The organism is Streptococcus oralis, from assembly GCF_901543815.1.
In the GTDB taxonomy this organism is placed as follows: Bacteria; Bacillota; Bacilli; order Lactobacillales; family Streptococcaceae; genus Streptococcus; species Streptococcus oralis_CM.
On the sequence record NZ_CABEIU010000002.1, the window covers coordinates 853,369 to 872,235 of the forward strand.

Consider the following 18,867-nt stretch of genomic DNA (forward strand, 5'->3'; position numbering starts at 1 on the left):
GGTGAATTACCAACTAAACAAGGCAAAGTTTGACTTTTTCTTAGCAAATACGGTACAATGGAGAAAATAAAGAAAAGAAGTGAGAATCATGTTACCAGCTTATATGAAAATCCACGATCAGATCAAGAAGGATATAGATGAGCATCATTGGAAAATCGGAGAGAGACTTCCAAGTGAGCGAGATTTAGCGGAACAGTTTCAGGTTAGTCGGATGACCTTGCGACAAGCTATCTCTCTCTTGGTTGAGGAAGGAGTTTTGGAGCGTCGTGTAGGAAGTGGAACCTTTGTTTCTAGTACTCGGGTCCAAGAAAAAATGCGGGGGACGACCAGTTTTACGGAGATTGTCAAATCTCAGGGGAAAGTTCCTTCCAGTCAACTCATTTCTTATAGAAGAACCATTCCCAACGAGCAGGAAGTGGCGAAGCTAGGCATTTCACCAACTGAAAATATCATCCGTATGGAACGGGTACGTTATGCTGATCAAGTTCCGTTAGTCTATGAAGTAGCATCTATACCTGAGAAATTTATTAAAAGTTTTAAGAAAGAAGAAGTAACCAGCCATTTCTTTCAAACCTTACAAGAACATGGTTACCGAATTGGCAAATCCCAACAGACTATTTATGCGAGATTGGCTAAGGAAAAGATAGCTCACTATCTGGAAGTTGAAAAAGGGCATGCCATTTTAGCCTTGACTCAGGTCTCTTATCTTGAAGATGGGACGGCTTTCGAGTATGTAAAGAGTCAATACGTGGGCGAACGCTTTGAATTTTATCTTGAAAATAACTAGTCTAGAAAGGCTAGTTTTTTGTTTTAGAAAAGATTAGAATTGTCAAAACAATCTGTCTAGGCTTGATTTTATCTATTATTTACTATAAAATGAGAAGGAAAAACGTCAAACTTTTATATTGCAAATAGGAGAAAAAATGACAAAAACATTAAAACGTCCTGAGGTTTTATCACCTGCAGGAACTTTAGAGAAGCTGAAAGTAGCTGTTCAATATGGTGCGGACGCAGTCTTCATCGGTGGACAGGCCTATGGTCTTCGTAGCCGTGCTGGAAACTTTACCTTTGAACAGATGGAAGAAGGAGTCCAGTTTGCTGCAAAGTACGGTGCCAAGGTCTATGTAGCTGCCAACATGGTTATGCACGAAGGAAACGAAGCTGGTGCTGGAGAATGGTTCCGTAAGTTGCGTGACATCGGGATTGCCGCAGTTATCGTGTCAGATCCGACCTTGATCATGATTGCAGCAACTGAAGCACCAGGTCTCGAAATCCACCTTTCCACTCAAGCCAGTGCGACTAACTATGAAACTCTTGAGTTCTGGAAAGAACTTGGTCTAACTCGTGTGGTTTTGGCACGTGAAGTTTCAATGGAAGAATTGGCAGAGATTCGCAAACGCACTGATGTAGAAATTGAGGCCTTTGTCCATGGAGCCATGTGTATTTCTTACTCAGGTCGCTGTACGCTATCAAACCACATGAGTATGCGTGATGCCAACCGTGGTGGTTGTTCACAGTCTTGTCGTTGGAAATACGATCTTTACGACATGCCCTTTGGTCAAGAACGCAAGAGCCTTAAAGGTGAAATTCCAGAAGAATTTTCAATGTCAGCCGTTGACATGTCCATGATTGACCATATTCCAGATATGATCGAAAACGGTGTAGACAGTCTGAAGATTGAAGGCCGTATGAAGTCCATTCACTATGTTTCAACTGTGACCAACTGTTACAAGGCGGCTGTAGATGCTTATCTTGAAAGTCCTGAGAAATTTGAAGCCATCAAACAGGACTTGGTAGATGAGATGTGGAAGGTTGCCCAACGTGAATTGGCAACAGGTTTCTACTACGGTACGCCGTCTGAAAATGAACAGTTATTTGGCGCACGTCGTAAAATTCCTGAATACAAGTTTGTCGCTGAAGTGGTAGCGTATGATGATGCGACTCAAACGGCAACTATTCGTCAACGAAACGTTATTAACGAAGGTGACCAAGTTGAGTTCTACGGCCCAGGTTTCCGTCATTTTGAGACTTATATCGAAGATCTTCATGATGCCAAGGGCAATAAAATCGACCGCGCTCCAAATCCAATGGAACTCTTGACCATCAAGGTTCCTCAACCTGTTCAAGCAGGGGATATGGTTCGCGCTCTCAAGGAAGGTCTTATCAATCTCTATAAAGAAGACGGAACAAGCGTTACAGTTCGTGCCTAGACAAGGAAAAGTGAATGATTCAAGCACAAGGATTTTTGGTAGATAATGAAAGCAGATGTGTTCACTATCATGGTGAAAAGGACATCGTTTCCCTTCAGTGCTATGAATGTAAAAAATACTATGCTTGCTATCAGTGTCATAATGCTATAGAAACGCATGTATTTTCGCCCTATCCCTTGGCGCTTACCGAGGGTCAACCGATTTTATGTGGGGCTTGTAAGAGGACAATGACATTTCAAGAATATCAAAAACAGATAGCTTGTCCTTACTGTAGTGCTCCATTTAATCCAGGTTGTAAACAACACTATTCCTATTATTTTAAATAAAATAAATGCATCCAAGTTTCAAACTTGGATTTTTTCAATTTGTTTCAGAAAACAGAGTGAAAGTGAAAAAACACTCGCTCTAAAATGAGAAATTTTTCTGTATAATAGGATAAAAATGGCAAAAATAGAAATAAATTATCTGAAACGCTTTCAACGTGAGTAAAAAGTTGACAAATCAAAATTTTAGGACTAAACTAAGTAAGTAAATTTTAAATAAAAGGAGAATTCATCATGAATTTAACATTTTTCGGTCTTTGTCTTGCCTGTATGGGTGTATCCCTTGCAGAAGGTATGTTGATGAACGGTTTGTTCAAGTCAGCAGCTCGCCAACCAGACATCATTCCACAATTACGTAGCTTAATGATCATGGGGATTGCCTTTATTGAAGGAACATTCTTTGTAACTCTCGTATTTTCATTTATCATCAAATAAAGAGAAGTATAAAATGGAAAAGGGAGGATTTTAGATGGAAGAAAGTATCAATCCAACCATCAATATTGGTCCTGTTACCTTTGATTTGACCTTGACAGCCTTGACCTTGCTGTCAGTAGTCGTTATTTTTGGCTTTATCTATTGGGCAAGTCGGAATATGACTGTGAAACCCAAAGGAAAGCAAAATGTACTGGAGTATCTCTATGACTTCGTAGTCGGATTTACAGAACCTAATGTAGGCTCACGGTACATGAAAGATTACTCACTCTTTTACTTGTGTTTATTTCTTTTTATGGTGATCGCAAACAATCTTGGTTTGATGGCCAAACTTCAAACTACAGATGGGACAAACCTTTGGACATCGCCAACTGCCAATCTTCAATTTGACTTGGCCTTGTCATTTGGAATTATCCTGATGACCCATATAGAAGGAATTCGTCGCCGTGGTGTTAAAAAGTATCTGAAAGGCTTTGTTACCCCAGGTTTTATGACACCGATGAATCTCCTTGAAGAAGTCACGAATTTCCTATCACTTGCTTTGCGGGTATTCGGAAATATCTTTGCCGGAGAAGTGATGGCTAGTCTGCTCATCACACTTTCTCATCAGGCTCTTTATTGGTATCCAGTCGCATTTGTTACCAATCTAGTCTGGACGGCGTTTTCTGTGTTTATTTCCTGTGTTCAGGCTTATGTATTCACAGTCTTGTCTTCTATGTATCTAGGAAATAAAATTAATGATGAAGAGTAGAAAGGAGTAACAGATGCAAGTAACAGTAGGTGAATTAATTGGTAACTTTATTTTAATCGCTGGCTCTTTTATCCTTTTGATTGTCTTAGTTAAGAAATATGCGTGGTCAAACTTGACAAGTGTCTTCGAAGAAAGGGCAAATAAAATTGCTGCTGATATTGATGGAGCTGAACAGGCTCGTCAAAAAGCAGAAACTCTTGCCCAAAAACGTGAAGATGAATTAGCTGGTAGTCGCAACGAAGCCAAAACAATCATTGAAAATGCTAAAGAGACTGCAGAGAAGAGTAAAGCAAATATTCTGGCAGATGCTAAAGTTGAAGCAGGTCGCTTAAAAGAGAAGGCGAATCAAGAAATTGCTCAGAATAAAGCTGAGGCTTTGCAAAGTGTTAAGGGCGAGGTGGCAGATTTGACGATTAGTCTCGCTGGTAAAATCATCTCAAAAAACCTTGATAGTCATGCTCATAAGGAACTCATTGATCAGTATATCGATCAGCTAGGAGAAGCCTAATGGACAAGAAAACAGCAAAGGTCATTGAAAAGTACAGCATGCCTTTTGTCCAATTAGTGATTGAGAAAGGAGAAGAGGACCGGATTTTTTCAGACTTGGATCAAATCAAGCAAGTCGCAGAAGAAACGGGCTTACCTTCTTTTTTAGCTCAGGTGGCAGTTGATGAGTCTGATAAGGAAAAAACAGTTGGATTCTTTCAAGACCCTGTCTCACCTTTAATGCAAAACTTTATTCAAGTTCTGATTTACAATCACAGAGCAAATCTTTTTTATGATATCATTGTTGATTGTTTGAATCGTCTTGAAAGAGAAACCAATCATTTTGTCGTTACGATTTCTTCAGCTCATCCTTTAACGATTGAACAGAAGGAACGTTTGCTCCCCTTGATAGAGAAAAAAATGTCTCTGAAAGTACGGAGCGTCAAAGAACAAATTGATGAAGGGCTCATTGGTGGTTTTGTCATTTTTGCTAATCACAAGACAATTGATGTGAGTATAAAACAACAACTTCGAGTTGTTAAAGAAAATTTGAAATAGAAAGTGGTGTTCTTTTGGCAATTAACGCACAAGAAATCAGCGCTTTAATTAAGCAACAAATTGAAAATTTCAAACCCAATTTTGATGTGTCTGAAACAGGTGTTGTAACCTATATCGGGGACGGAATTGCCCGTGCTCACGGTCTTGAAAATGCCATGAGTGGAGAGCTGTTGATTTTTGAAAACGGCTCTTATGGGATGGCGCAAAACTTGGAGTCTACAGACGTTGGGATTATCATCCTTGGAGATTTTACAGATATTCGTGAAGGTGATACCATTCGCCGTACAGGTAAAATCATGGAAGTCCCTGTGGGTGACAGCTTGATCGGACGTGTTGTCGACCCACTTGGTCGTCCAGTTGATGGTCTTGGAGAAATCCATACTGACAAAACTCGTCCAGTAGAAGCGCCAGCTCCTGGCGTTATGCAACGTAAGTCTGTATCAGAACCATTGCAAACTGGTTTGAAAGCTATTGACGCCCTTGTACCGATTGGTCGTGGTCAACGTGAGTTGATTATCGGTGACCGTCAGACAGGGAAAACAACTATTGCAATTGATACGATCTTGAACCAAAAAGGGCAAGATATGATCTGTATCTATGTTGCAATTGGACAAAAAGAATCAACCGTTCGTACACAAGTAGAAACACTACGTCAGTACGGTGCCTTGGACTACACAATCGTTGTGACAGCCTCTGCTTCACAACCATCTCCATTGCTCTTCCTAGCTCCTTATGCTGGGGTGGCTATGGCAGAAGAGTTTATGTACCAAGGTAAGCATGTTTTGATCGTTTATGATGATCTTTCAAAACAAGCGGTAGCTTATCGTGAACTTTCTCTCTTGCTTCGTCGTCCACCAGGTCGTGAAGCCTTCCCAGGGGATGTTTTCTACCTCCACAGCCGTTTGCTTGAGCGCTCAGCTAAAGTTTCTGACGAACTTGGTGGTGGATCTATTACAGCCCTACCGTTTATCGAGACACAAGCAGGAGATATCTCTGCCTATATCGCAACCAACGTGATTTCTATCACTGACGGACAAATCTTCCTTGGTGATGGTCTCTTCAATGCGGGTATTCGTCCAGCTATCGATGCAGGTTCATCTGTATCTCGTGTAGGTGGTTCCGCTCAAATCAAAGCCATGAAGAAAGTAGCTGGTACGCTTCGTATCGACCTTGCTTCTTACCGTGAGTTGGAAGCCTTCACTAAGTTTGGTTCTGATTTGGATGCGGCTACTCAGGCTAAGTTAAACCGTGGACGTCGTACGGTAGAAGTATTGAAACAACCTGTGCACAAACCATTACCTGTTGAGAAACAAGTAACCATTCTCTATGCTTTGACACATGGTTTCTTGGATACGATTCCTGTAGATGACATTGTTCGTTTTGAGGAAGAGTTCCATACTTTCTTTGATGCGCAACAACCAGAGATTTTGGAAACCATTCGTGAAACAAAAGACTTGCCAGAAGAAGCAGTCTTGGATGCTGCGATTACAGAGTTTCTCAATCAATCCAGCTTCCAATAAGAATAGAGGTGTCAGATGGCAGTATCTCTAAATGATATTAAAACAAAAATCGCCTCAACCAAAAATACTAGTCAAATCACTAATGCCATGCAAATGGTATCGGCTGCCAAGTTAGGTCGCTCTGAAGAAGCAGCACGTAATTTTCAAGTTTATGCTCAGAAGGTTCGTAAGCTTTTGACGGATATTCTGCATGGTAACGGATCTGGTGGTTCTACCAATCCGATGCTCATCAGTCGTCCAGTTAAGAAAGCAGGCTATATCGTTATTACTTCAGACCGTGGCTTGGTTGGAGGTTATAATGCTTCCATCCTTAAAGCCGTTATGGAGTTGAAAGAAGAATACCATCCAGATGGTAAAGACTTTGAGATAATCTGTATCGGCGGTATGGGAGCTGATTTCTTTAAGGCTCGTGGCATTCAACCAATCTATGAATTGCGGGGCTTGGCCGACCAACCAAGTTTTGATGAAGTTCGTAAAATTATTTCAAAAACGATTGAAATGTATCAAAATGAACTCTTTGATGAACTCTATGTCTGTTATAATCACCACGTTAATACGCTTACCAGCCAAATGCGTGTAGAACAAATGCTCCCGATTGTTGACTTGGATCCAAACGAAGCGGATGAAGAGTATAGCTTGACCTTTGAGTTGGAAACAAGCCGAGAAGAAATTTTGGAGCAATTGTTGCCTCAGTATGCTGAAAGTATGATTTACGGGGCTATTATTGATGCCAAGACAGCTGAAAATGCCGCTGGTATGACAGCTATGCAGACAGCAACTGATAATGCTAAGAAGGTCATCAATGATTTGACAATCCAGTATAACCGTGCCAGACAGGCGGCGATTACACAAGAAATTACAGAAATTGTAGCGGGGGCTAGTGCCTTAGAATAAGGCTTTGCCTCCCTCGTATCAAAATGAACTTAGGAACTAGTTGAGCTAGGAACCGACAGTATCTTATATAGAATAGGAGAAGGAGATGAGTTCAGGTAAAATTGCTCAGGTTATCGGACCCGTTGTAGACGTCTTGTTTGCAGCTGGGGAACCACTTCCTGAGATTAACAATGCACTTGTCGTCTACAAAAATGACGAAAGAAAAACAAAAATCGTCCTTGAAGTAGCCTTGGAGTTGGGTGATGGTATGGTCCGTACTATCGCCATGGAATCAACAGATGGTTTGACTCGTGGAATGGAAGTATTGGACACAGGTCGTCCAATCTCTGTGCCAGTAGGTAAAGAAACTTTGGGACGTGTCTTCAATGTTTTGGGAGATACCATTGACTTGGATGCTCCTTTTGCTGAAGACGCTGAGCGTCAGCCAATTCATAAAAAAGCTCCAACTTTTGATGAATTGTCTACCTCATCTGAAATTTTGGAAACAGGGATCAAGGTTATCGACCTTCTTGCCCCTTACCTAAAAGGTGGGAAAGTCGGACTTTTCGGTGGCGCCGGAGTTGGTAAAACTGTCTTGATTCAAGAATTGATTCACAACATTGCCCAAGAACACGGTGGTATTTCAGTATTTACTGGTGTTGGGGAACGTACTCGTGAAGGGAATGACCTTTACTGGGAAATGAAAGAATCAGGCGTTATCGAGAAAACAGCCATGGTATTTGGTCAGATGAATGAACCACCAGGAGCACGTATGCGTGTTGCCCTTACTGGTTTGACAATCGCCGAATACTTCCGTGATGTAGAAGGCCAAGATGTGCTTCTCTTTATCGATAATATCTTCCGTTTCACTCAGGCTGGTTCAGAAGTGTCTGCCCTCTTAGGTCGCATGCCTTCAGCCGTTGGTTACCAACCAACCCTTGCTACGGAAATGGGTCAATTGCAAGAGCGTATCACATCAACTAAGAAGGGTTCTGTAACCTCTATCCAGGCTATCTATGTGCCAGCGGATGACTATACTGACCCAGCGCCAGCAACGGCCTTCGCTCATTTGGATTCAACTACAAACTTGGAACGTAAGTTGGTACAATTGGGGATCTACCCAGCCGTTGACCCGTTGGCTTCAAGCTCTCGTGCCTTGGCACCTGAGATTGTCGGAGAAGAGCACTATGCAGTTGCTGCGGAAGTCAAACGTGTTCTTCAACGTTACCATGAATTGCAAGATATCATTGCTATCCTTGGTATGGATGAGCTTTCTGATGAAGAAAAGACCTTGGTTGCGCGTGCTCGTCGTATCCAGTTCTTCTTGTCACAAAACTTCAACGTTGCGGAGCAATTTACTGGCCAACCTGGTTCTTATGTACCAGTAGCAGAAACAGTTCGTGGTTTCAAGGAAATCCTTGATGGTAAACATGACCACTTGCCAGAAGATGCCTTCCGTGGAGTTGGTTCAATCGAAGACGTCATTGCTAAGGCAGAGAAAATGGGATTTTAAGAGGTGATCTATGGCTCAGTTAACTGTCCAGATCGTGACACCAGATGGCCTCGTCTATGATCACCATGCCAGCTTTGTATCGGTACGAACTCTGGATGGTGAGATGGGGATCTTGCCACGACATGAAAATATGATTGCGGTTTTAGCGGTTGATGAAGTAAAGGTAAAACGAATCGATGATGATACTCATGTGAACTGGATTGCAGTGAACGGAGGGATTATCGAGATTGCCAATGACATCATTACCATTGTAGCCGACTCAGCAGAGCGTGCTCGTGATATCGATATCAGCCGTGCTGAACGTGCTAAACTTCGCGCCGAACGTGAAATTGAAGAAGCTCAAGACAAGCACTTAATTGACCAAGAACGACGCGCTAAGATTGCTCTTCAACGTGCCATTAACCGTATCAATGTCGGAAATAAACTATAATCAAAAAATGAACTTGAAACTCAAGTTCATTTTTTTTAATGTGGGAAGTTGATGCAAACTGCTTCAGGAACATGGAAGTCGTTAGAAAGCTCCGCAAGACGGCCAGTTTCAGGATTACGCTTAAAGACGGTTGCATTATCAGAATCTTGATGAACAGCAATGAGAAACTCTTGATCAGGAGTTAGGTTGAAATCACGTGGATTTTGTCCGTGTGTTGGTACGATTTCTAATAATTCCAGACTGCCATCAGCGAGGATTGTATAGACTGTAATGGAATCATGGCCTCGGTTGGATGCATAGAGGTATTTACCGTCTTTTGAAAGACGTATAGCAGCAGTAGCGTTAAAGCCAGTATAGCCATCTGGTAAGGTCGAAATGACTTGCATGCGTTCAAATTCACCAACCCCATCATAAATCAAGACTTCAATGGTACTATTAAGTTCGCAGATGAGATAGGCAATCTTATAGTGGTGGTGGAAAACGATGTGGCGAGCACCTGCTCCAGCTTGGCTATGATAGGTGTGGAGCTTACTTAGTTTTCCTTCCGGGCTAACATCGTAGGTCGTTACCTCGTCCGTACCTAGGTCACATGTGACGAGATACTGGTCAGGTGTTAGATCCGTAAAGTGTACATGTGGAGAAGTTTGGTTTTCATGAGGACCTTGTCCGCTATGCTGATCCAGATCCGTTTGGATGAGGCTACCATCAGCTTGACGCTTATAAACTAGAACTTGACCTTTATGATAATTGGCTCCGTAAACGAGACTACGCTTTTCATCCACTGCCACATAACAATGGGGAGCGCCTTCTTCAACTACATGATTTAGCAAAGTGCCATCTGTCTTGTAAGCTGCGATGCCACCCAAGCCATCCTGGCTCCCTACGGTGTATAAGTGTTGATGTTGGTCAAAGGCAAGATAGGTCGGACTTGGTTCAGTAGCAAAAAGCTCAAGATTTGCAAGCTGACCTGTTTTTGTATCAAAATCTGCCTTGTAAATCCCTTTAGATGAGCGACGAGTATAAGTTCCAAAATAAACAGTTTCTTTCATGTCCATACCTCTTAATAATGATAAGTTCATTATACCACAAAATGGCTGCCATGATGTATCAGTCTTCTTTATGTAAGCACTTTAAAAAGAGTTATTTTAGATTAAAAATGGTATAATGAGAAGATGAAAGAAAGGATGTATTTATGGAACATAAAGAGAAACATTTTAGCCTATCTTGGTTCTTTAAGTGGTTTTTAGATAACAAAGCTATCACTGTATTTTTAGTAACCTTGTTACTGGGGCTGAACATTTTCATTCTAAGTAAGATTAGTTTTATTTTTTTACCTGTTTTGGACTTTTTAGGAGTCGTCATGTTGCCAGTTATTTTATCTGGTTTACTTTATTATCTCCTCAACCCGATTGTTGACTGGATGGAGAAGCACAAGATCAACCGCGTTCTTGCCATCAGTATTGTTTTTGTCATTATTGCACTTTTTATCATTTGGGGGCTGGCAGTCGCTATTCCAAATCTCCAACGTCAGGTCTTAAATTTTGCGAAGAATGTGCCGACTTATCTTAAGGATGCTGATATGGTTATCAATGACCTTGTAACCAAACGCTTGCCAGATGATTTTAGACCTCAGTTGGAGCAGGTTCTTGCAAATGTTTCTACAGAAGCAACGATATGGGCCAGCAAAATTTCTTCTCAAGCCGTCAACTGGGTCAGCGCCTTTATCAGTAGTGTTTCTCAGGTGATTGTAGCGGTCATTATCGTACCCTTTATGCTCTTCTATCTCTTGCGTGATGGAAAAGGCTTGCGAGATTATTTGACTAAGTTTATTCCAACGAAGTTAAAAGAACCTGCGGGTGAAGTCCTATCGGATGTCAATAAACAGTTGTCAAACTATGTTAGAGGACAGGTTACAGTTGCTATTATTGTAGCCATCATGTTTATTATTTTCTTTAAGATTATTGGTCTCAGATATGCTGTGACTCTTGGTATTACGGCTGGTATCCTCAATCTAGTACCTTACTTGGGTAGTTTCCTTGCCATGCTTCCAGCTTTAGTTCTTGGCTTGATTGCAGGACCAGTCATGCTTTTAAAAGTCGTCATTGTCTTTATTGTTGAACAAACGATTGAAGGTCGCTTCGTTTCTCCACTTATTTTAGGTAGTCAACTGAACATCCATCCGATCAATGTCCTCTTTGTTCTCCTAACTTCAGGTTCTATGTTTGGTATTTGGGGAGTCTTGCTGGGAATCCCTGTCTATGCCTCTGCCAAGGTCGTTATCTCAGCTATCTTTAACTGGTATAAAAAAGTCAGCGGTTTGTATGAAGAAGAAGGGGAGGAAATCAAGAGTGAACAATAGTCAACGCATGCTCCAGGCTTTGGATGACCAGGATTTAACCAAAGCGGATCAGTATTTTCACAAAGCCCTCGAAACAGATTCAAGTGAAGTTCTTTACGAACTAGCTAGCTATCTAGAGGGAATTGGCTTTTATCCCCAAGCGAAAGAAATTTACCAAAATATCGTTACAGAATTTCCAGAAGTGAATCTGAACTTAGCTAGTATTGCTAGCGAGGATGGCAATGTTGAGGAAGCTTTTGCTTACCTTGAGGCAATCACACCTGATAGTGATTGGTATGTATCGGCTTTGGCCTTGAAGGCTGACCTCTATCAGTTGGAAGGATTGACAGATGTAGCGCGTGAAAAGTTACTGGAAGCCTTAAATTACTTAGATGACGCTTTATTAGTTTTTGGTCTGGCTGAGTTGGATAGCGAGTTAGGAAATTATCAGGAAGCCATTCAGAGCTATGCTCAATTAGACAATCGCTCCATCTATGAGCAAACAGGTGTCTCAACCTATCAGCGAATCGGCTACGCTTATGCCCAGTTAGGCAAGTTTGAAGCTGCAACTGAATTCTTAGAAAAAGCCTTAGAACTAGAATACGATGACCAAACCGCTTTTGAGTTGGCCAGTCTTTACTTTGAACAAGAAGAGTATCAAAAATCTGTTCTTTACTTTAAGCAGATTGATACCATTTCGCCAAGTTTTGAGGGATATGAGTATGGTTATAGTCAAGCCTTGCATAAGGAACATCAGGTGGAGGAGGCCTTTCGTATCGCTAAACAAGGTTTGGAGAAAAATCCATTTGAGACTCGTCTCTTGCTATCTGCTTCTCAGTTTTCGTATGAATTACATGATCCTAGTGGTGCTGAGCAGTTTCTCCTTACTGCCAAAGAAGACGCAGAGGATACAGAAGAAATATTCCTTCGCCTTGCAACCATTTATATGGAACAAGAGCGGTTTGAGGATATCATCGCTCTTCAAAGTCAAGAACCTGAAAACCTCCTGACCAAGTGGATGATTGCACGCTCTTACCAGAAAATCGAGGATTTAGATAAGGCCTATGAGCTCTATCAAGAACTGTCATCTGACCTCAAGGACAATCCAGAGTTTCTGGAGCAGTATACTTATCTCTTGCGTGAATTGGGATATTTTGAAGAAGCCAAAGTGCAAGCCGAAGCCTATTTAAAACTCGTTCCAGATGATGTTCAAATGCAGGAACTCATAGAAACACTTTAAAAGTTATCTCTCTAAAAGAGCGTATCCGTCAATTTGGCAGATACGTTTTTTGAAAGAAATAGAATTTTTTTACAATAAACCTTGCTAAATTGTTTATTTATGCTATAATAGGAACAATTATTTTTAGGAGGTGCAGTATGTCTTATTTGTTTGAGATATTACCGAGTTTATTGAGCGGTGCAAGCATGACTTTACAGGTTTTTGTACTGGTCTTGATTTTGTCTATTCCCTTGGGCGTTTTGATTGCCTTTGCCTTGCAAGTCCATTGGAAACTCCTCCATTATCTGATCAACATTTATATCTGGATCATGCGGGGAACACCCTTGCTCTTGCAATTGATCTTTATCTATTATGTGCTCCCAAATATTGGGATTCGTTTGGATCGCCTTCCTGCGGCTATTATTGCCTTTGTTTTGAATTATGCAGCTTACTTTGCTGAAATCTTCCGTGGAGGGATTGATACCATTCCTAAGGGTCAATATGAGGCTGCTAAGGTCTTGAAGTTTAGCCCTTTTGCCACAGTGCGCTATATCATCTTACCACAGGTGACCAAAATTGTTCTTCCTAGTGTATTTAATGAAGTCATGAGTTTGGTCAAGGATACTTCTCTGGTCTATGCTTTAGGGATTTCAGATTTGATTTTGGCTAGTCGTACAGCAGCTAACCGTGATGCTAGTCTGGTTCCTATGTTCTTGGCAGGAGCAATTTACTTGATTTTGATTGGTATTGTGACTATCCTTGCCAAAAAAGTTGAGAAGAAGTACAGTTACTATAGATAGGAGGTTACCATGTTAGAATTAAGAAACATCAACAAGGCCTTTGGTGGCAAACAAATCTTAACTAATTTCAGCCTATCAATTCCTGAAAAGCAAATCCTGGCAATCGTAGGTCCATCAGGAGGTGGAAAAACAACCTTATTACGTATGTTAGCTGGACTGGAAACTATCGATTCGGGAGAAATCTACTATAACGGCGAATCGCTAGCTTTAGACGAACTAGAAAAGCGCAACCTACTAGGATTTGTCTTCCAAGATTTTCAACTTTTCCCTCATTTATCAGTTCTGGACAATTTGACCCTATCGCCTGTGAAAACTATGGGAATGAAGCAGGAAGAGGCTGAGAAGAAGGCGCGTGGACTCTTGGAACAGTTAGGACTAGCAGGGCACGCAGATGCTTATCCATTTTCATTATCAGGTGGGCAAAAGCAGCGGGTGGCTTTGGCGCGTGCTATGATGATTGACCCAGAAATCATTGGTTACGATGAACCAACTTCTGCCTTGGATCCAGAATTACGCTTGGAAGTGGAAAAACTGATTTTGCAAAATAGGGAACTTGGGATGACGCAAATTGTGGTTACCCACGATTTACAATTCGCTGAAAATGTTGCAGATGTATTATTAAAAGTAGAGCCTAAATAGGAGGAAAAATGATGAAAAAATTGATGCTTGTATTAGTTAGTCTAATGACTGCTTTGTTCTTAGCAGCTTGTGGGAAAAATTCTAGTGAAACTAGTGGAGATAATTGGTCTAAGTACGAGTCTAACAAGTCTATTACTATTGGGTTTGATAGTACTTTTGTTCCAATGGGATTTGCTCAGAAAGATGGTTCCTATGCAGGATTTGATATTGATTTAGCTACAGCTGTTTTTGAAAAATACGGAATTACGGTAAATTGGCAACCGATTGATTGGGATTTGAAAGAAGCTGAATTGACAAAAGGAACGATTGATCTGATTTGGAATGGCTATTCCGCTACAGACGAACGTCGTGAAAAGGTAGCATTCAGTAACTCATATATGAAGAATGAGCAGGTATTGGTTACTAAGAAATCGTCAGGTATCACGACTGCAAAAGATATGACTGGAAAGACTTTGGGAGCTCAAGCTGGTTCATCTGGTTATGCGGACTTTGAAGGAAAGCCAGCGATTTTGAAGGATATTGTCGCTAATAATGAAGCGAATCAATACCAAACTTTTAATGAAGCCTTGATTGATTTGAAAAACGATCGAATTGACGGCCTATTGATTGATCGTGTCTATGCAAACTATTATTTAGAAGCAGAAGGCGTTTTAAACGATTATAATGTCTTTACAGTTGGACTAGAAACAGAAGCTTTTGCAGTTGGAGCACGTAAGGAAGATACAACTCTGGTTAATAAGATAAATGAAGGATTTTCTAGTCTTTACAAGGATGGTAAGTTCCAAGAAATTAGTCAAAAATGGTTTGGAGAAGATGTAGCAACCAAAGAAGTACAAGAAGGACAGTGAGATAAAATAGTGGATGAGACTGCGTTTTGATTAGCAAAACGTAGTCTTTTTATCAATTGGGAAAGCGCATGATAGCCATTTAATATAGCGTATTAAATCTGGAATAGTATACTGTGACTTCTAAAACATTGCTAGAAATTGATTTGACTTTTCCAATCAATTTGTTCAGATTTTATTTCATTTCACTATATTCTGGAAAGATTTTCTAAATTTTTTCCTCAAATTGAGTCTCTTTTCTTATCAAAAAATCCTCTGGCAAAACCAGAGGATAAGGGTTTATTTCATTGTTGGGAAAAGCAATACGTCACGGATAGTAGTTGTATCTGTGAGGAGCATGCAGAGGCGGTCAATACCGATTCCCAAACCACCTGTTGGTGGCATACCGTATTCAAGAGCCTCAATGTAGTCGTAGTCGATACCTGTTGCTTCGTCGTCACCAAGTTCTTTAGCTTTTGCTTGGGCTTCAAAACGGCTAAGTTGGTCGATTGGGTCGTTCAACTCGGTAAAGGCATTACCGTATTCTTTAGTCATGATGAAGAGCTCGAAACGGTCGGTAAAGCGCTCGTCTTCAGGATTTTTCTTAGCGAGTGGAGACACAGCTACTGGATGTCCATAGACAAAGGTTGGTTGAATCAAGGTTTCTTCAACGTACTCTTCAAAGAAAGCGTTGATGATGTGACCGACTTCAGTGTAGTGTTTCTCAACTGGAACTTTCTTCTCAGCAGCGATAGCTTTAGCTTCCTCGAAGGTCATTTCTTGCCAGAAATCTACACCAGTAATTTCCTTGATAGCATCCACCATGTGAACGCGTTTAAATGATTCGTTGATCTTAATTTCAGTTCCTTGATAGTTTACTGGACCATCCCCCTTAACTGCCTTAGCAGCGTGTTGGATAATGCCCTCAGTCAAATCCATGATGTCTTGGAAATCTGCATAAGCTTGATAAACTTCGATAGAAGTGAACTCAGGGTTATGAGTGGCGTCCATTCCTTCGTTACGGAAGATACGCCCAATCTCGTAAACACGTTCCATACCACCAACGATGAGGCGTTTCAAGTGAAGCTCAGTTGCGATACGAAGTACCATGTCAATGTTTTGGGCATTGTGGTGAGTGATAAATGGACGAGCAGCAGCCCCACCAGCTTCATTATGAAGAACAGGTGTTTCCACTTCAAGGAAGCCTTTTTGGTCAAGGTAACGACGGATTTCAGAGATGATTTTTGAACGAGTGACAAAGCGCTCAAAACTTTCACGGTTAGAGATCAAGTCAAGGTAACGTTTACGGTAAATTGTTTCAACGTCAGTTAAACCGTGGAATTTCTCAGGAAGCGGGCGAAGTGCTTTAGACAAGTGTGTGATGTGAGTTGCCTTGATAGAAAGTTCTCCCATATCTGTACGCATCACTTCACCTTCGACACCAAGGAAGTCACCGAGGTCAGCCTTTTTGAAGATTTCGTAGTTTTCTTCACCGACTTCGTCTTTACGAACGTAGATTTGGATTTGACCTTCTCGGTCTTGAAGATGGGCAAAACCGACTTTACCTTTACCACGTTTGGTTACTAAGCGACCTGCAATTGTAGCAGTTTCGTTTAATTCATGTAATTGTTCTTTATCAAGTTCTGCAAATTTGTCTTTTAGTTCTTGAGAGTTAGCAGTACGTTCAAAACGTTTTCCGAAGGGATCGATTCCTTGTTCACGGAGCGCAGCCATTTTTTCACGGCGAACGATCTGCTGGTCATTTAGTTCTTCCATATGTTCTATAGACATGGGTTCCTCCTAATTTTACTCAAAATTGAATACGATGAGTCATTTTTTACGATACTCCCATTTTATCATAAATAGCAGAGAAATTCACGGATATTCTTTGAAAACTAAAAAGAACTTAACCATTAAGATCAAGTTCCATTATTTTTCTTGATAGGAAGTATCATTCCATCTTTCCAGAGTGAAGGTTTCAAAATCCTCGGTTTCTAAAACTGTTAGACTAGCATTTGCTAAACCTCCATCTTTTCGAAGAAGGGGTTCTTTATAACCTAAAAGTGTTCGAAGGCTAGCAGTGAGATTTGCCCCATGACCGACGATTAGAATGTTTTCAGCCGGACTTCCTTTCAGAGATTTGATAAATTGAATAGTACGCTGGGTCGTAGAGTAGAGGGATTCCGCTTCAAACATCTTCGTATCAAACTGAGCCAGATTTGAACGAAAAGCCTTGATTTGTTGTGGATAGATGGCATTGAGCGTTGCGATTTTTAAACCTTCAAGTTTTCCAAGTTGCCATTCGCGCAGGTCAGGAATACTTTCTAAAGGACAGGGTGTCTGGAGTTGACTTTGGATAATTTCAGCAGATTTGACCGCTCGAGGTAAATCACTTGAATAAATCTTATCAAAAGGTATTTCCTTGAGATACTGGCCAAGTTGCTTTAGGATATCAATAGACTCTGGAAGAAGGGGAGAGTCCCCACTAGCACCTTGAAAACGTCCTTCAAGATTCCAGAGAGTGCGACCATGACGAACAAAATAGAGTTTCATTACTTACTGTCCTCCAAGATATCTGCAAAATCCGCTTTTACAAAGCTGGCCAAGTCTCGAGGGCGTACGATGATACTATGTCCGACTTCCCCAGCAGAGACGATCATTTGGTCCAAATCCAAAGCAGTCTGATCAATAAAAATTGGATAATTGTGTTTTTGGCGAATGCCGACAGGGTTATTTGCCCCATGAATGTAGCCTGTCGTTTTTTCTAAGTCTTTCTGCGGAATCATACTCACTTTTTTATTGCCAGAAACCTTTGCTAGTTTTTTCTCAGCGAGGTGTTCTGTTATGGGAACAATTCCAATAATCGGTCCTGTCTTGTCTCCCAAAAGAGCCAAGGTTTTAAAGATATGAGTTCGATCATATTCCGAAGGTAGTTCACCCTCAAGCGCGTTGATTTGAATGCCTGTGTGTTCAATACCCGCCTTGGTCAAGATTTGTTCGACCAAGGTTTTTTTAATCTTGACTTTCTTTGCCATTATTTATACTTATCCTCCAATTGACTCATCCAGATACCAAGCCAAATGCCAAGCGCAAAGAAGAAGGCAACGAGTACATAGCTCACAATAGAAAGTCCAGTGTATTGGATACTTTCAGCATTTCCAGCATTTGGAATCAAAATTAAGAGGGTGCTTGATAGAACAATCCCAATGATAAAGTGATAAACACGGGAGTGGTAGTTGTTCAAGGCGTGATCCATTAATTTTGAAAAGATAATGAGGGTTGCTCCTGCACCAATCCCGATGGGAAGGAAGGTACCAAACAAATCAAAGGTCTTAAAACCAGTCAGCATTGGAGCGTACAGTCCCAAAATCAAAAGTAGATTTGACGGACTTAAACCAGGCACCAAGACACCAAGAGCTAAAAGAACACCTGCTAAGATGAAGTTTGCAAAACTAGCACTGAGTGACCCTACGACAAAATTGAGCGCGTAAAGACCCAACCCAGAAATGATAAAGGTAGTCCAGAACCAGACTAGGTCAATCTTATCACGATTAGATTCTCGAGTAGATTCTTTAAGGAGGCTAGGAACTGTACCGATGATAGCTCCCGCAAAGCTCCACAAAACATAGACTTGATAGTTTTCTAGCAAATACTCGATTGGATAGGAAAACAAACCAATGCCTAGCAACATCCCGATAGCTACTGGAATAAAGTATAGGACATTCTCTTTAAAATCTTTAAAGGGGTGAGCCAGAAAGCCAATCATTCGCTCGTAAATTCCCAAAATAGCTGCTAAAACACCGCCAGAAATTCCAGGTAGGATAAATCCTAATGCGATGACGATTCCTTTAATAACTCGTGCAATCCATGAAAACATAATAAAATCCTCAATTTCGTAAAATTCTTTCTCTATGCTATCAATTATAACACAGACAGGGAGAAAATGAAAAA

The 18,867-nt window shown here is 41.0% G+C and carries 21 protein-coding genes; 16 read left to right on the plus strand and 5 right to left on the minus strand.

Features of this window, described 5'->3' with window-relative positions:
* The first annotated feature begins 88 nt into the window (after positions 1-88).
* The 11 genes from FQT28_RS04305 (at position 89) to FQT28_RS04355 (ending at position 9,096) form a co-directional block, all read left to right on the plus strand.
* Positions 89-787 (plus strand): GntR family transcriptional regulator, encoded by a 699-nt coding sequence (locus FQT28_RS04305; RefSeq protein ID WP_000936176.1) that lies wholly within the window; start codon positions 89-91, stop codon positions 785-787.
* A 136-nt stretch (positions 788-923) separates the two neighbouring features.
* Positions 924-2,210, plus strand: coding sequence for a peptidase U32 family protein (locus FQT28_RS04310; protein WP_143989526.1), 1,287 nt, complete (start codon positions 924-926; stop codon positions 2,208-2,210).
* 14 nt (positions 2,211-2,224) lie between these two features.
* Positions 2,225-2,536: a CHY zinc finger protein gene (locus FQT28_RS04315; protein WP_038806146.1), complete on the plus strand. Its 312-nt coding sequence runs from the start codon at positions 2,225-2,227 to the stop codon at positions 2,534-2,536.
* A 231-nt stretch (positions 2,537-2,767) separates the two neighbouring features.
* A complete protein-coding gene (locus FQT28_RS04320; protein WP_001054555.1) occupies positions 2,768-2,968 on the plus strand; it encodes a F0F1 ATP synthase subunit C in 201 nt (66 codons plus the stop codon).
* Positions 2,969-3,002: 34 nt separating this feature from the next.
* Complete coding sequence (gene atpB / locus FQT28_RS04325; RefSeq protein ID WP_038806145.1) at positions 3,003-3,716, plus strand: F0F1 ATP synthase subunit A; 714 nt, start codon at positions 3,003-3,005, stop codon at positions 3,714-3,716.
* A gap of 13 nt (positions 3,717-3,729) precedes the next feature.
* On the plus strand, positions 3,730-4,224 hold the full coding sequence (atpF, locus tag FQT28_RS04330; protein WP_038806144.1) for a F0F1 ATP synthase subunit B: 495 nt from the start codon (positions 3,730-3,732) through the stop codon (positions 4,222-4,224).
* Positions 4,224-4,760 carry a F0F1 ATP synthase subunit delta gene (locus FQT28_RS04335; protein ID WP_143989527.1) on the plus strand — a complete coding sequence of 179 codons (537 nt, stop codon included), beginning with the start codon at positions 4,224-4,226 and terminating at the stop codon, positions 4,758-4,760. The genes atpF and FQT28_RS04335 overlap by 1 nt, the downstream gene beginning before the upstream one ends.
* Before the next feature lie 14 nt (positions 4,761-4,774).
* On the plus strand, positions 4,775-6,280 hold the full coding sequence (gene atpA, locus FQT28_RS04340; protein ID WP_143989528.1) for a F0F1 ATP synthase subunit alpha: 1,506 nt from the start codon (positions 4,775-4,777) through the stop codon (positions 6,278-6,280).
* A 15-nt stretch (positions 6,281-6,295) separates the two neighbouring features.
* Complete coding sequence (locus FQT28_RS04345; protein WP_143989529.1) at positions 6,296-7,174, plus strand: F0F1 ATP synthase subunit gamma; 879 nt, start codon at positions 6,296-6,298, stop codon at positions 7,172-7,174.
* An 85-nt stretch (positions 7,175-7,259) separates the two neighbouring features.
* Positions 7,260-8,666, plus strand: a complete 1,407-nt coding sequence (gene atpD, locus FQT28_RS04350; protein WP_125395032.1) for a F0F1 ATP synthase subunit beta — start codon at positions 7,260-7,262, stop codon at positions 8,664-8,666.
* 10 nt (positions 8,667-8,676) lie between these two features.
* Positions 8,677-9,096 (plus strand): F0F1 ATP synthase subunit epsilon, encoded by a 420-nt coding sequence (locus FQT28_RS04355; RefSeq protein WP_000068036.1) that lies wholly within the window; start codon positions 8,677-8,679, stop codon positions 9,094-9,096.
* Between the two features lie 35 nt (positions 9,097-9,131).
* Here FQT28_RS04355 and FQT28_RS04360 read toward each other — a convergent pair whose 3' ends face one another.
* The gene (locus FQT28_RS04360; RefSeq protein ID WP_143989530.1) at positions 9,132-10,145 is read right to left on the minus strand and encodes a lactonase family protein; all 1,014 of its coding nucleotides are present in this window, start codon (positions 10,143-10,145) and stop codon (positions 9,132-9,134) included.
* 143 nt (positions 10,146-10,288) lie between these two features.
* Between FQT28_RS04360 and FQT28_RS04365 the strand changes: the two genes are divergently transcribed.
* The 5 genes from FQT28_RS04365 to FQT28_RS04385 all read left to right on the plus strand — a co-directional run bounded on the left by FQT28_RS04365 (position 10,289) and on the right by FQT28_RS04385 (position 14,940).
* Positions 10,289-11,455, plus strand: a complete 1,167-nt coding sequence (locus FQT28_RS04365; RefSeq protein WP_125448974.1) for an AI-2E family transporter — start codon at positions 10,289-10,291, stop codon at positions 11,453-11,455.
* Positions 11,445-12,674, plus strand: a complete 1,230-nt coding sequence (locus FQT28_RS04370) for a tetratricopeptide repeat protein (RefSeq protein WP_185952354.1) — start codon at positions 11,445-11,447, stop codon at positions 12,672-12,674. The genes FQT28_RS04365 and FQT28_RS04370 overlap by 11 nt, the downstream gene beginning before the upstream one ends.
* 137 nt (positions 12,675-12,811) lie before the next feature.
* On the plus strand, positions 12,812-13,453 hold the full coding sequence (locus tag FQT28_RS04375; RefSeq protein ID WP_143989531.1) for an amino acid ABC transporter permease: 642 nt from the start codon (positions 12,812-12,814) through the stop codon (positions 13,451-13,453).
* 9 nt (positions 13,454-13,462) lie between these two features.
* Positions 13,463-14,092, plus strand: a complete 630-nt coding sequence (locus tag FQT28_RS04380; RefSeq protein WP_084946130.1) for an amino acid ABC transporter ATP-binding protein — start codon at positions 13,463-13,465, stop codon at positions 14,090-14,092.
* 11 nt (positions 14,093-14,103) lie between these two features.
* On the plus strand, positions 14,104-14,940 hold the full coding sequence (locus FQT28_RS04385) for an amino acid ABC transporter substrate-binding protein (RefSeq protein WP_084976381.1): 837 nt from the start codon (positions 14,104-14,106) through the stop codon (positions 14,938-14,940).
* 276 nt (positions 14,941-15,216) lie between these two features.
* Here FQT28_RS04385 and lysS read toward each other — a convergent pair whose 3' ends face one another.
* The 4 genes from lysS to FQT28_RS04405 all read right to left on the minus strand — a co-directional run bounded on the left by lysS (position 15,217) and on the right by FQT28_RS04405 (position 18,793).
* Positions 15,217-16,707, minus strand: coding sequence for a lysine--tRNA ligase (gene lysS / locus FQT28_RS04390; RefSeq protein ID WP_143989532.1), 1,491 nt, complete (start codon positions 16,705-16,707; stop codon positions 15,217-15,219).
* A gap of 138 nt (positions 16,708-16,845) precedes the next feature.
* Positions 16,846-17,469 (minus strand): histidine phosphatase family protein, encoded by a 624-nt coding sequence (locus FQT28_RS04395; RefSeq protein WP_125415180.1) that lies wholly within the window; start codon positions 17,467-17,469, stop codon positions 16,846-16,848.
* Positions 17,469-17,951 (minus strand): aminoacyl-tRNA deacylase, encoded by a 483-nt coding sequence (locus tag FQT28_RS04400; RefSeq protein ID WP_125415181.1) that lies wholly within the window; start codon positions 17,949-17,951, stop codon positions 17,469-17,471. The genes FQT28_RS04395 and FQT28_RS04400 overlap by 1 nt, the downstream gene beginning before the upstream one ends.
* The gene (locus FQT28_RS04405) at positions 17,951-18,793 is read right to left on the minus strand and encodes a DUF368 domain-containing protein (protein ID WP_125415182.1); all 843 of its coding nucleotides are present in this window, start codon (positions 18,791-18,793) and stop codon (positions 17,951-17,953) included. Before FQT28_RS04405 ends, FQT28_RS04400 begins: the two co-directional genes overlap by 1 nt.
* Positions 18,794-18,867 lie beyond the last annotated feature (74 nt).